Source organism: Campylobacter peloridis LMG 23910 (genome assembly GCF_000816785.1).
GTDB classification, from domain to species: Bacteria; Campylobacterota; Campylobacteria; order Campylobacterales; family Campylobacteraceae; genus Campylobacter_D; species Campylobacter_D peloridis.
This window is the reverse complement of sequence record NZ_CP007766.1, coordinates 1,010,073-1,024,329: the sequence shown is the minus strand read 5'-3', so window position 1 is coordinate 1,024,329 and position 14,257 is coordinate 1,010,073. Positions and strand designations below refer to the sequence as shown.

Genomic DNA, 14,257 nt, shown 5'->3' with positions numbered 1-14,257 from the left:
ATCATTAAAAATGCTAAAATACTTTTTTAATTATCAAAAAGGGTATTAAAATGAGAAAAAGCATAGCAGAATGGGAAAAACAAGAATTACTTTTGCTTTCTTTGCCCCATAAAAATAGCGATTGGAAGCCTTATTTAGAAGATATTTTGCAAAGCTATGAAGAATTTATTAAGGCTGTGGCAAATTTTCAAAAAGTTTTGCTTATTGCTCCAAGTGAAGATGATTTTAAAAAATTTAAGCACATAAAAAATGTAGATTTTTTTAAGTGCGATACAAATGATACTTGGATTAGAGATTTTGGTGCTATTGATGTGCGTGAAAATGATAAACTCATAGGGCTTGATTTTATTTTTAATGCGTGGGGAAATAAATTTCAAAGTACCTTAGATAATGCAGTAAATTCAAAGCTTTTTACGCAAAAATTATACTCAAAATTAGAAAAAATTGATTTTATTTTAGAAGGTGGGAGTGTTGATTTTAACGGACAAGGAGTAATGCTTACAACGAGTGCTTGCTTGTTAAATGAAAATAGAAATTCACATTTAAGCAAAGAGCAAATTGAAGCTAAGCTAAAAGAAATTTTTGGCTTAGAGCAAATTATATGGTTAAATTATGGTTATATAAAAGGCGATGATACTGATCATCATATAGACACTCTAGCAAGATTTATCAATGAAAAAACCATTGCTTATTGTGTGTGTAAAGATGAAAATGATGAGCACTATAAGCCTTTAAAAGCTATGGAAGAGGAGCTTAATAAAACAGGTTTTGAGCTTTTAGAGCTTCCTTTACCTGCACCAATTTATTATGAAGGTAAAAGACTTGGCGCAACTTATGCAAATTTTGTTTTTGTTAATGATGCTTTGATAGTGCCAACTTATAATGATAAAAACGATGCTTTAGTTTTAGAAAATTTACAAAAAGTATGCAAAGATAGAAAAGTAGTAGGCGTTGATGCAAGAGTATTTTTAAGACAAAATGGCTCTTTGCATTGTTCTTGTCAAAATCATTATGCGGGCTTAAGATGAGTTTGCAAAAAAGCGCAACCATTATCGCAAGTATTTGTGCTATTTTTTTAGCTTTAGTTAAATTTATAGTAGGACTTAGTTCAGGCTCTGTTGCAGTGCTTGCTAGTGCGATTGACTCTTTGGTTGATTTTGCTGTGTCTTTGTTAAATTTTTTTGCTTTAAAAAAATCCTCTCAAGGCTCTAGTAAAGAGTATAATTTTGGCCTTAGCAAAATCGAAGCCTTAATGGGGCTTTTTGAAGGTTTTGTTATTAGTGGGATTGGGGTTTATATTTTTTATGAGAGTGTTTTAAAAATTCACAATCAAGAAAGCGTAGAAAAGCTTGATCTTGGAATTTATGTTATGGCTTTTGCCATGATAGTTACTTTATTTTTGGTGATTTTTTTAAATTATGTTGCTAAAAAAACTAAAAATTTGATTATAAAAGCAGATAGTTTGCACTATAAAATAGACTTTTTAACTAATGCATTAACCCTTTTAGCGCTTGTGATTATAGCTTTTACAAATTATCATTTTATCGATGGTTTATTTGGTATAGCTATAAGTTTATATACGATTTTTTCGGCTTTTAAAATCATAAAAGAAAGCTCTAAAATTTTATTAGATGTAGCTATTGATAAAGAACAAGTTGAGATGATTAAGCAAATTATAAATGCAAATGAAGAAGTTAAAAGTTTTCATCATTTAAAAACCAGAAAAAGTCCTGATATACTTTATGTTAGCGTGCATTTGGTTTTTGAGCCTACAATATCACTTTTAAAAGCTCATAAAATCGGCGATGAAATTGAAGATAGCATAAGAGAGTATTTTAAAGATGATTTTTGGAATATCCATATACACTTAGATCCTTATGATGATTCAGAAGAAGAAAGGAGTAAAAATGAAATTAGCACTCATTCAGCAAGAATTTAAGCAAAATAAAGAAAAAACCATAGAAAAAACATGCGAGCTTATTAAACAAGCAGCAAAAGAAAATGCCGAACTTGTGTGTTTGCAAGAGCTTCATCAAACCCAGTATTTTTGCCAAAGTGAAAATACAGACTTTTTTGATTTGGCTAATGATTATGAAGAGGATGTTAAATTTTGGTCTAATGTAGCTAAAGAAAATAAAGTTGTTTTGGTAACTTCTTTGTTTGAAAAAAGAAGTGCAGGGCTTTATCATAACACTAGCGTGGTATTTGAAAAAGATGGTTTTATAGCAGGAAAATATCGTAAAATGCACATTCCTGATGATCCTTGTTTTTATGAAAAATTTTATTTTACTCCAGGTGATTTGGGTTTTGAACCTATACAAACAAGTGTGGGAAAGCTTGGAGTTTTGATATGTTGGGATCAATGGTATCCTGAAGCTGCTAGGTTAATGGCTTTAAAGGGAGCTCAAATTTTGATTTATCCTACAGCTATTGGTTGGTTTGATAAGGATGAAAAAGAAGAAAAACAAAGACAGCTTGAAGCTTGGATTGGCGTGCAAAGAGGCCATGCCATAGCTAATGGCTTGCCTGTAGTGGCTATTAATAGAGTGGGTTTTGAAAAAGATGAAAGTGGTGTGGAAGAGGGTATAAGATTTTGGGGGAATTCTTTTGTTTTTGGAGCTCAAGGTGAAGAACTTTTTAGAGCTGATGATAAACAAGAATTGTGCAAAATCATTGAGATAGATATGCAAAGATGTGAAAATGTGCGTAGATGGTGGCCGTTTTTACGCGATAGACGCATAGAATATTTTCATGAGTTAAATAAAAGATTTATTGATTAAAAAGGAGAAAAAATGAAAAAAATTTTAGTACCTTTGGCAAAAGGTTTTGAAGAAGCTGAATTTATAGGTATAGCTGATGTTTTAAAAAGAGCAGGGGAGGCTAGTGGAAATTTAGAAGTTATTATTGCTTCACTAGATGATGAGCTTTTGGTGCAAGGTGCTAATGGAATTTGTATAAGGGCTGATATGAGTTTGGCTAGTATTGATCAAGAAAATTTAGATGCAATTGCTCTTGCAGGTGGGTTTGAGGGAATGATGAATTTAAAAAACAATCAAGCTATCATAAAAATCATACAAGATTTACATGCTAAGAAAAAAATCGTAGCGGCTATTTGTGCTTCACCTATGGTATTGGCAAAAGCAGGAGTGATTAATGGAGAGTTTTCTTGCTATCCTGGTTGTGAAGTGGGTATTGAAGGTGTAAGAGTAAATAAAGCAGTTGTGGTAAATGAAAATGTTATTACAGCAGCTGGACCTGCTACGGCTATTTTATTTGGTTTAGAGCTTGCTAAACATTTATGCTCAGAAGAAATTTATCAAAAACTTTATGAAGGTATGCTTGTTCCTTTAACAAAATAAACCCTCGCTAATGAGGGTTTAGCTTATATTTGTTTTATAAGCTTGGTGATTTCACCCTCATGAGGAAATCTATCTACTTCGCAGTTAAATAAGTCTTTTTTAGAATAAATGATTTTACCATCTACTTCTACTATAAAATGTCCACCACCTTTTTCTATGGTAGAAATTTGTGCATCTTTGAATTCATTTTGTATTTCTTCTGCAACCCTTGCAGCTTGTGGTTTGTAGTTTCAAAGATTACAATAATAAATCTTCACTTCCATTTTTTACTCCTTTTTTGAAAGTAAGCTATTATACATTTTTTATCCTTGTAAGTTTTAAATTTAAGGTTTTTTTTTATAATTACAAAAAAATTCAAGGGAAAATATGAGCCAATTTACACATTTACATTTACATACAGAATATTCTTTGCTTGATGGAGCAAATAAACTCAAAGAGCTTGCTAAAACACTAAAAACTCAAGGTGCAACTAGTGTTGCTATGACTGATCATGGAAATATGTTTGGAGCCATTGATTTTTATAAAACGATGAGGGCTGAAGGGATTAAGCCTATTATAGGGCTTGAAGCGTATTTGCATAATCATGATGATTTAAGTGATAAAAGCTCAAGGCAACGCTTTCATATTTGCTTATTTGCCAAAAATGAAATTGGTTATAAAAATTTAATGTATTTGAGCTCACAAAGTTATATACATGGTTTGTATTATTATCCAAGGATTAATAAAAAACTTTTAGAAGCTCATAGCGAAGGACTAATTTGTTCTTCAGCATGTTTACAAGGTGAGGTAAATTGGCACTTAAATACACAAAATGAAAAAAATATTAAATTTGGTGCTAAAGGTTATGAGGGAGCAAAAGAGGCCGCACTTTGGTATAAAAAGGTTTTTGGGGATGATTTTTATCTTGAGATTATGCGTCATGGCATTGATGATCAAAAATTTATTGATGATTCTATCATTAAACTTGCAAAAGAGCTTGATATAAAAATCATTGCAACCAATGATACACACTACACTTTTAAAGAAAGAGCAGCCGCACATGAAGTATTTATGTGTATAGCTATGGGGGTTAAACTTGATGATCCAGGTCGTTTAAGACACGAGGTGCATGAATTTTATGTAAAAACTCCAGAGCAAATGAATGAACTTTTTGCTGATATTCCAGAAGCTATTGAAAATACTCAAGAATTAGCAAATAAATGTAATTTAGAGTTAAAACTAGGCGATCCTACTCCACCTAATTTTAAATTTACTAGAGAATACGCAAAAAAATATAATTTGAATTTAGTAGAAGAAAATAAAGAATTTAGTTTTGATAATGATGATATTGTATTTGAATATCTTTGCAAAAAAGGCTTAGAAGAAAGACTTCAATTTATCGATGAGAGCAAACATCAAGAGTACAAAGATAGGCTTGATTTAGAAATTGACATTATAAAAAATATGAAATTTTCAGGTTATATGCTTATTGTTCATGATTTTATTGCTGCAGCTAAGGAAAAAGATATACCAGTTGGTCCAGGGCGAGGAAGTGCTGCTGGAAGTTTGGTTTCGTATTGTTTGAAGATTACAGATTTAGATCCTATACCTTATAATTTACTTTTTGAGAGATTTTTAAATCCTGAGCGTGTATCAATGCCTGATATTGATGTAGATTTTTGTCAAGATAGAAGAGGAGAAGTAATTGATTATGTAATTGATAAATATGGAGCTGAAAAAGTAGCACAAGTAATTACTTTTGGTAAGCTTTTAGCTAAAGGAGTGATTAGAGATGTAGCTAGGGTTTGTGATATGAGTATACCTGATGCTGATGCATTGGCTAAATTAGTTCCTGAAGAATTAAAAATTACACTAGAAAAAGCTTATGAGCAAGAACCAAAAATAGCTGAGTTTATACAACATCATCCTAAAGGACACCAAGTTTGGGAATTTGCTAAAGCATTAGAAGGGTTAAATAGAAATGCGGGTATGCACGCAGCAGGGGTTGTGATATCAAACGAAGCTTTGTGGAATAAAGCTCCTTTATTTAGACAAAGCAAAAATGATGAACGCCATTTGGTAACGCAGTATTCTAAAGAATATCTTGAAGATGTTGATTTAATTAAATTTGACTTTTTAGGGCTTAAAACATTAACCGTGATTAATAATGCTATTAAGTTGGTTAAAAAAAGATATAACAAAGATATTATATGGGAGAAAATTAATGTAAACGATCCTAAGGTTTATAAAACCATACAAAGTGGTAATACCTTAGGTATTTTTCAAATAGAATCAGGCGGTATGCAAAATTTAAATGCTAGATTAAAACCCGAAAGATTTGAAGATTTAATCGCAGTTTTAGCTTTATATAGACCAGGACCACTTGATAGCGGGATGGTGGATGATTTTATTGATATTAAGCATGGAAGAAAAGCTGCTACATATGCATTTGAAGATTTAAAGCCTATACTTGAAAATACCTATGGGGTTATAGTATATCAAGAACAAGTTATGCAAATAGTGCAAAAAATAGGTGGTTTTTCTTTGGGTGGTGCTGATAATGTGCGTCGTGCTATGGGTAAGAAAAAAAGAGAAATCTTAGATAATCTTAAAGCAGAGTATTTAGAAGGTGCTAAAAAGCAAGGTTATGATGAAAAAAAGGCCGATGATTTGTTTGAACTTATTTTAAAATTTGCTGAGTATGGTTTTAATAAATCTCACTCAGCTGCCTATGCGCTTATAACCTTTCAAACAGCATATTTAAAGACTTATTATCCAAGCGAGTTTATGGCTGCACTTTTAACAAGTGAAGAGAGTAATGTTGATAAGGTTGCAAAATATATAGAAGAAATGAAAAGAATGAATATAAAACTTTTACCGCCAAGTATTAATAAAGCCCAGAGAGAATTTAGCGCAACCAAGCTTGAAGATGGAAGTGAGGCTATAGTTTATGGACTTGGGGCTATTAAAAGTGTAGGAATTCCTGCTATTGAAAATATCATGGCTATACGCAAAGAAAATGGTTTTAATGATTTTGATGATTTTATAAGTTCTATTGATCCTACTAAAATTAATAAAAAAACTATTGAAAATTTGGCAAAATCAGGTGCTTTTGATGAATTTGGTTATACTAGAAAGTGTTTGATAGAAAATATTGAGCTTATTTCAGAAACTAGTAGAAAAATAGCTGAAGTTAAAAGAAATGCAAGCATTTCTCTTTTTGGAGAAGAAGAAATTGCAGGTGATATTAAAGTTAAAATTCATGATAATAAAATTGAATTTGATATTATGGAAAAATTAGGTTATGAAAAAGAAATTTTAGGAATTTATGTTTCAGGACATCCTTTGGATAAATTTTCAAGTCAAATGGAAGGTATAGAATACTTTAAAAGTATGGATTTTGACGAGCTTAAGGGAAATGGTGAAATTTTAATTATAGGTAAAATAGAAGATTTTAAATCCATGATGAGTAAAAATGGAAAAAGATATGCAAAAGCTGTGATTTTAGATTTGTATTCTTCTTTTGATATTGTTATTTTTGAATCTCAAGTTGAAAAGGTTGAAGGATTATACAAAGAAGACAAAGATCAAGCTTTTGCTTTTATGCTAAATTACAAAAATAATGATAGTGATTTAAGTTTTAATCTTAATGAAATTTATACTTTAGATGAAATAAAAGAAAAAGAAATTAAAGCTATTAATAAAAAGAAAAATTTTACAAAAAAAGAAGAAAACAATAACTTCACTCAAGAGCCTATGAAATTTGAAGAAAATATTATAGAGTTAGATATTAATAAGCTTAATAAAGATATGGTTTATGAAATTTATTCTTTAGCAAATTCTAAACATAATCCAAAAGATGCTAATAATAAAAAATTAATTTTAAAAGTTATTGATATGGGAAGTTGCCTACTTTATCATACAGGCTTTGTTATCTCTCAAGAAAGTTTTGATGAGATATCGCAAAAATGTAAAAATTAATTTTTATTAGAGTGTGTAAAAAACGATTAAATATTTACTAATTTTAAGAAAAAATCCTTTTTTATAATTTAAAAAAGACTAATTTTATGTATATTATAAAAAAGGAGGGTTTTGATGGAATTAGAAAATAATGAAAGTTTAAGAAAGAATTTTTTTACTTTAATTTTACTTTCTTTTTGCGGTTCTATAATTTATGGCTTGCCGTATTTTAGAAAGTATTATTATGATGATTATATGAGTCTTTATAATCTTAATAATTTTGAAATGGGGCTTTTGGGTAGTGCTTATGGTTTGTTAGGTTTATTTTCTTATGCTCTAGGAGGATATCTTGCAGATCGTTTTGCTCCTAAAAAATTACTAATTTTTTCTTTAGTTGCTACAGGACTTGGTGGGTTATTGCACTTGTATTTTACTTCATTAAATGCATTGCTAGTTATTTATGGGGTATGGGGAATTACTTCTTTGCTTACTTTTTGGCCATCATTGATGAAAATAGTAAGAAGTTTAGCAAATTCTAAGGAACAAGCTAGAGCTTATGGTATTTTTGAAGGTGGAAGAGGGGTTGTGGGTGCTGCACATTTGGCAATTGCTACGAGTATTTTTGGATATTTTCAAACAAAAGCTTTAGCAGCACAAGGAATAGAAATGGTAATTATTTTTTACTCAGTAGCTCCTATTGTTAGTGCTATTTTATTATTTTTTCTTTTAAAAGATAATATACAAGATGAAAGTGAGAAATTAAAATTAAAAGATTTAGCTTTTCTTTTGAAAAATTCTGCTCTTTGGCTTGTTGTAGCTATTACTTTTTGTACTTATTTTTTCAATATGAGTTTTTATTATTTTACTCCTTATGCGAGTAATATCATAGGAACATCAGCTGTTTTTGCAGCTATTTTAACCGTGTTAGCTCAGTATATTCGCCCTGTTTCTTCTACTATAGGTGGATTTATTGCAGATGGATATGGAAAAGCTAAAATAATGATGATAGGTTTTATTTTAATGGGTATTGGTGTTGTGTTTTTGATGCTTAGCTCTAATTTAAGTGGATTTTTACAAATGAGCATCTTAACTTCAGCTTGTGTTGTGATTTATGTAGCTATGTATTCTAATTTTGGCATATATTATTCTTTATTAAGTGAGGGTAAAATTCCTATGCATTTAACTGGTATGGCTATTGGTATTGTTTCTACTTTTGGATATTTACCAGAAATTTTTGCACCACTTTTAGCAGGAGATTTGCTTGATAGATACCCAGGCGTAAAAGGATATCACATTTATTTTAGTATTATGATAGTTATGGCAATACTAGGTGTGATATTTTGTATGGTTTGGATTAAAAAATACAACAAAAAGGATGTAAAATGAAAGAAATTATTAATAATTTTAAAAATGAAGTAAAAGTGATAGAAAATGAATGGATAATATTAAAAGATGGCACCAAGCTTTCATCACGAATTTGGTTACCTCAAGTTAAAGAAAAAGTTCCTGCGATTTTAGAATATATTCCTTATAGAAAAAATGATGGAACAAGAGGTAGGGATGAACCCATGCATGGATATTTTAGTGGAAATGGATATGCTGTTGTTAGGGTTGATATTAGAGGAAGTGGAGAATCTGATGGATTATTAGAAGATGAGTATTTAAAGCAAGAACAAGATGATGCTTTAGAAGTTATAGAATGGATTGCAAATCAAGAATGGTGCAATGGAAATATTGGTATGATGGGTAAATCTTGGGGAGGATTTAATTCTTTACAAGTTGCAGCAAGAAGACCCAAAAATTTAAAAGCTATTATAGTGGTAGGTTTTACTGATGATAGGTATAATGAAGATATTCATTATAAAGGTGGATGTTTGCTTAATGATAATTTTTGGTGGGGAAATATCATGCTTGCTTATCAATCTCGCTTTGTTGATCCAAAAATAGATTCAAATGGAAGAGAAAAATGGTTAAATAGGCTTGAAAATATGCCTTTATGGCCAGCTTTATGGCTTGAACATACTTTGAAAGATGATTATTGGAAACATGGATCTGTGGGGGAAAATTATGATGATATTCAAGTTCCAGTTTTTGCATTAGATGGTTGGGCTGATTCTTACACTAACACCGTATTTACTCTTATGCAGGGTTTAAAGGTTCCAAAAAAAGCTATTATAGGTCCTTGGGCTCATGTTTATCCTCATGATGGAGCACCTTTACCTGCGATTGGTTTCTTGCAAGAGGCTTTAAAATGGTGGGATAAATGGTTAAAAAATGAAGAAAATGATGTACTTAAAGTTCCTATGATACAAGCATATATTGAAAATAGTATGAAACCAAGTGCGAATATTAAGTCTGTAAATGGGCGTTTTGTGGGTATTGATAACTTTGAAAAAAATATCAAATATAAAAATTATTGTTTAAATCCATATAAGCTAACCCAAAATAAGTCAAATGATATAGTAAAAATTAATACTCCTTTAAATCACGGACTTTTATCTGGAGAATGGATGGGAGCGGGTGTATTAGGAGAAAGCCCTTGCGATCAAAGATTAGATGATGGAATGGCTGTTATATTTGAAAGTGATATTTTAGAGAATGATTTAGATGTCTTAGGTTTTCCGTTATTAAGTGTAAAAATTTCTAGTGACCAAGAAAAAGCTATGCTTTTTGCCCAACTTAGTGAAGTAAGAGAAGATGGTTTTGTAAAAAGGGTGAGTTATGGAGTATTAAATTTAGCTTTAAGCGATGATAAAGAAAAATTTATTGGTTTAAGCGATAATAAATTTATTAATAAACAGCTTAAGCTTGATGCTTGCGGATATAAATTTTCTAAAGGTTCTAAAATAAGATTATCACTTGCAAATTCATTTTGGCCTATGTTTTGGCCTATGCCTAAAATTGCAACCTTAACTTTGGAGTTAAATGAGTGTGAGCTTGCCTTACCTTGTTTTGATGGAAAGGATAGCGATATGATTAACATGCAAGCACAGAGTGCAGCTTTAACTCCTATTACTTTACTAAAAGAAGGTAGAGTGGATAGAAACATCTCTTATGATATCTTAAGCGATACTTGGACTTGTGTAACAGATGGAATTGGCGGAGTTTTTGGTGAAGGGGTTTATAAATTTGATGAGGTAGATGTTTTAGTAGAGCATAATTTAAAAAGAGAATTAAGTCTTCAAAATGAAAACCCACTAAGTGCTAAATATAGTATTATACAAAAAATGAAAATAGGACGACAAGGTTGTATGATGGATGCGGATATAGTTTTAACCCAAACAAGTGATTTGGAATATTTTTATATAAAAGGTGATATGAAAGTCAAAGAAAATGATATACTTATTTTTGAAAAAGAATACAATTATAAAACAAAAAGACATAGTCTTTAATGATTAATTAACTTAAGGATAAATGATGTATAAAAAAATTTTAACTTTTTCATCTTTGGCTTTATTTTTGTGTGCTTGTTATGATAACAAAACATCTTTTGAATACACCCCTAAAGATAGAAGCGAATTAGTTGCTTTATTACAAGATGAAAATATTTCTTTAGATAAAATAAATACAAGTAATATAAAAGATATGAGTTTTTTATTTGCAAAATTTACAAAGGAAAATTGTCAAATGCAATTTAAAGATTATGATATAGCAAATTGCAAATACAATGCGCAAGAGAGAATAAATTTTAATGGTATTGAAAAATGGAATATGGCAAATGTTGAAAATGCAAGTTATATGTTTGCAGGTCTTGTAGATTTTGATAAAAATATTACCAACTGGAATGTTTCAAAATTAAAAAACGCTAAAGGTATGTTTTATTTTACTAGTGAGTTTAATCAAAATTTAAACAATTGGGATGTAAGTAATGTAACTAACATGCAAGAGATGTTTAAGGGTGCTGGAAAATTTAATCAAAATTTAAACAATTGGGATGTAAGCAATGTAACTAATATGCAAGAGATGTTTGCATTTGCAGGAGATTTTAATCAAGATTTAAATTCTTGGAAAGTTTTACAAGATGCAAATACTACAGATATGTTTAAATACACACCTTTAGAAGATCATTTACCTAAATGGTATAAAACACAAGATTTATAATAGCTTTCATTTGGTTTTAATGATGGCTATGGGGGAGGGGTATGCGATTAATTGTAAAAAAATTTATTGAGCTAGATACAAAAGAAGTATATAAAATTTGCAAGTTAAGACAAGATGTATTCATTGTAGAACAGCGATGTATTTATAGTGATTTAGATGATAAAGATTTACAATGTCTTCATGTATTTTATGAAGATAATGCAAATGAGATTATAGGCTATTGTAGAATAGTGCCTAAAGGGATAAATTTTGATACTATATCTATTGGTAGGATTATTGTAAATCAAAAATATAGAAATCAAGGAATAGCGAAGAAATTATTATTAGAAGTATTTGAAATTATAAAAAATAATTATAAAGAATTTAAAGTAAAAATTAGTGCGCAAAATCGTTTAAAAGGGTTTTATAAATCTTTGGGTTTTGAGGAAATTTCAGATGTTTATGATGAAGATGGGATTTTACATATTAATATGCTTATAGACTTAAAAAATGCAAATAATTTTCATAATTCTTAAATGGTGCCCGAGCTCGCCATGTAATTTACCAACCAAATCCCTAAATATCCATACTTTAATGAAATATTTTTCATTTGCACATACTTTTGCACATACTTTGTATTTTATTGTAAAAATGTGTAAAAAAGTGATATTGTTTTGCTAAATAGGTGATGTATTAAAATTTTTAGAGTGTGAATTTCAAGGAAAGAATATTGTGTATTTAAATTCTAACAAAGAAAAATACTGCCTGACTAATGAAGAGTAAGTGTTTAATATATTCAAGAAACAATTTTAAAAATAGAATATTTGCTATTATATGAATTGCCAAAGTAGATTAAATCTTATTTTAAAGATTTAACCCTTAGTATAATTTTAGCTATTTTTTCAAAGCTATAAACATTTTTTAAAATCATTACCATTTAAATTTTTTCTAATATCTATAATTCTACATTATACTATATTAAATATTTTATTTTATGTCCTGCTTATACTGTAAAATAAAATATAAATGCTATGCTTTAGATAGTTTTAGAAGTTAGTAAAGATATTGTATGTTTAAAACAATAACTATTTTAAATGTAATAGTTGTGTTTTAAAAAAGCACTAGCCATATCGAAGATGATGATGCTCAAGTTGGTATTAATGATGAAAATAATAATGGTTGGGAAGATGATGGTTCTTGTGGAGGACAAATTTTTATCTTTAATGGAAAAGATAATAGATGTCGCTCTAAAGACAAATTTTTGGCTTAACTGGGGGTGGTTGCTGTGATAAAGATAAAGTATTTATAGGGCTTATACCTTGTAAAGAAGATAAAAAAAGCTAGCTAAACTCAATAAGCAAAATAGATGTGTAGAAGTTGGTGAATATTGCTCTAAAAAAAATTAAATTCATAGCTTGTATTCAGCATAAAAAAACACATTGTTGTTTTAATTCAAAATTAGCAAGAATATTTAATGAACAAGGACGCCCACAAATTAAAAGAGGTTGGGATTCTTCAAAGAGTCCTGATTGTAGAGGATTTATTCCAGAAGAATTTCAAAAGTTAGATTTTAGTGAAATAGATTTAAGTGATTTTATTGCTGATATTGTTGGAAGTATTGATGTAGATAAAATACAAGCTGATTCTATAAAAATACAAGAAAAGATTGAAAGCAATCTTGAGAATTTAACAAGAAAACCTACTAATTAAAAAGAAAAATAAAATTATAGAAAGGAGATAGAGTTTAGTTAAAAGTTTGTTTGGTAAGCCAAAGGGATTATCCTAAACCCTGCAAAAGCAGGGGATACTCAATAAGCCTTGACATAGCAAAGTGTTAAGAGTATAATTATAAGGATAATTTTTGTTAGCATTATGCTCATCTCCCTTCTGGGCGGTAAATTAACGCTAAAGGGTTGCGCCCCTTTGGCGTTGCACCCTTAATATAATTATATCAAACAAACTCTTTAGCTTCTTTAATACAATTGATGAAAAGATTTTACATTTTATTCCTTAGTGCTTTAATTTTTCACTTTCTTTATTATTTGGTGCTACAAATATAGATGATAATCATATTATCTTTACTTGGGGCTATGGTGAAGTAGCAAATGATATTTTACAAGTTATAAAAGATGTTATATTTTTGCTTCAATTAACTAATAAAAGTAAAGAATCTTTTCATATCAATATCTTAATCAATAGTGATACACTTTATAAAAATCCTTTATTGCAATATAATATAAATAGAAAAATTTCTAAAGATGATAATATCATTTATGCTTTAAAAAATACTTCTAGTATAAATCAAGCTTTTAAAAACTTAAAACAATTACAAGAAGCATTATTAAAAGAAAATATATTTTTAAATTTTATAGACTTAAATAGTAAAGAAAGCCTTTTAAGTTTTTACAATCAAATATTAAGTAATCATCATCTTAAAGATTATTTTTATATAAAAAATAATCAATTTTTTATTAAAGAAGATATAAAAAATAAAATTATATTTCATAATATCAATTCTTCTTCTATTATAAGTAATTATCTTAGCTTGTTAAATGATTTTAATACTTTAAGTAAGATAGAACTTATAAATATATTAGAAAGTTTAAGTTTATACAATCTTTCAACTTTAATACAAGATATACAAAAAAGATACCTAAAACTAGAATATAACTTAAAAAGCTTTGATAAAGATAGTATCTTTTTATCTAATATGATTATGAATGTGAGGTTGAAGTAGAGTTTTGGATTAATATAAGCTTGTTGTTAATTTATGGTTATTTTCATAATATTGGGTATTATTAAAATTTAATAATATCAATAGTTTAAATAATAAAAATTCAGATCTTATGTATTTGATTTTAATATAGATGAATAAATGA

The 14,257-nt window shown here is 29.0% G+C and carries 12 protein-coding genes; 11 read left to right on the top strand and 1 reads right to left on the bottom strand.

Translation table 11 applies throughout. The features are described 5' to 3' along the window. Positions 1 to 50 precede the first annotated feature (50 nt). Genes CPEL_RS05045 through CPEL_RS05030 form a run of 4 tightly spaced genes read left to right on the top strand, consistent with a single transcriptional unit; the run spans position 51 to position 3,359 of the window. Positions 51 to 1,028 (top strand): agmatine deiminase, encoded by a 978-nt coding sequence (locus CPEL_RS05045; protein WP_044598853.1) that lies wholly within the window; start codon positions 51 to 53, stop codon positions 1,026 to 1,028. After that, positions 1,025 to 1,939, top strand: coding sequence for a cation diffusion facilitator family transporter (locus CPEL_RS05040; RefSeq protein WP_044598852.1), 915 nt, complete (start codon positions 1,025 to 1,027; stop codon positions 1,937 to 1,939). The genes CPEL_RS05045 and CPEL_RS05040 overlap by 4 nt, the downstream gene beginning before the upstream one ends. Next, positions 1,908 to 2,780: an N-carbamoylputrescine amidohydrolase gene (locus tag CPEL_RS05035; RefSeq protein WP_044598851.1), complete on the top strand. Its 873-nt coding sequence runs from the start codon at positions 1,908 to 1,910 to the stop codon at positions 2,778 to 2,780. Before CPEL_RS05040 ends, CPEL_RS05035 begins: the two co-directional genes overlap by 32 nt. 12 nt (positions 2,781 to 2,792) lie before the next feature. Further along, entirely contained in the window at positions 2,793 to 3,359 is a 567-nt protein-coding gene (locus CPEL_RS05030) for a 4-methyl-5(beta-hydroxyethyl)-thiazole monophosphate synthesis protein (RefSeq protein ID WP_044598850.1), read from the top strand. A 23-nt stretch (positions 3,360 to 3,382) separates the two neighbouring features. On the opposite strand, the gene CPEL_RS09660 is transcribed toward CPEL_RS05030, so the two are convergent. Further along, the gene (locus CPEL_RS09660; protein ID WP_257720072.1) at positions 3,383 to 3,622 is read right to left on the bottom strand and encodes a SelT/SelW/SelH family (seleno)protein; all 240 of its coding nucleotides are present in this window, start codon (positions 3,620 to 3,622) and stop codon (positions 3,383 to 3,385) included. Between the two features lie 103 nt (positions 3,623 to 3,725). Here CPEL_RS09660 and dnaE point away from each other — a divergent pair, with 103 nt between their 5' ends. From dnaE to CPEL_RS04995, 7 genes are all read left to right on the top strand, one after another. Beyond that, entirely contained in the window at positions 3,726 to 7,319 is a 3,594-nt protein-coding gene (dnaE, locus tag CPEL_RS05025; protein WP_044598849.1) for a DNA polymerase III subunit alpha, read from the top strand. Positions 7,320 to 7,433: 114 nt separating this feature from the next. Further along, positions 7,434 to 8,684: an MFS transporter gene (locus tag CPEL_RS05020; RefSeq protein ID WP_044598848.1), complete on the top strand. Its 1,251-nt coding sequence runs from the start codon at positions 7,434 to 7,436 to the stop codon at positions 8,682 to 8,684. Further along, positions 8,681 to 10,690: a CocE/NonD family hydrolase gene (locus CPEL_RS05015; RefSeq protein ID WP_044598847.1), complete on the top strand. Its 2,010-nt coding sequence runs from the start codon at positions 8,681 to 8,683 to the stop codon at positions 10,688 to 10,690. The genes CPEL_RS05020 and CPEL_RS05015 overlap by 4 nt, the downstream gene beginning before the upstream one ends. Before the next feature lie 25 nt (positions 10,691 to 10,715). Then, a complete protein-coding gene (locus CPEL_RS05010) occupies positions 10,716 to 11,399 on the top strand; it encodes a BspA family leucine-rich repeat surface protein (RefSeq protein WP_049984583.1) in 684 nt (227 codons plus the stop codon). 41 nt (positions 11,400 to 11,440) lie between these two features. After that, positions 11,441 to 11,914 carry a GNAT family N-acetyltransferase gene (locus CPEL_RS05005; RefSeq protein WP_044598846.1) on the top strand — a complete coding sequence of 158 codons (474 nt, stop codon included), beginning with the start codon at positions 11,441 to 11,443 and terminating at the stop codon, positions 11,912 to 11,914. Between the two features lie 844 nt (positions 11,915 to 12,758). Next, entirely contained in the window at positions 12,759 to 13,088 is a 330-nt protein-coding gene (gene traN / locus CPEL_RS05000) for a conjugal transfer protein TraN (RefSeq protein ID WP_232088166.1), read from the top strand. A 430-nt stretch (positions 13,089 to 13,518) separates the two neighbouring features. Beyond that, positions 13,519 to 14,115, top strand: a complete 597-nt coding sequence (locus tag CPEL_RS04995) for a hypothetical protein (protein WP_232088165.1) — start codon at positions 13,519 to 13,521, stop codon at positions 14,113 to 14,115. Positions 14,116 to 14,257: the final 142 nt, after the last annotated feature.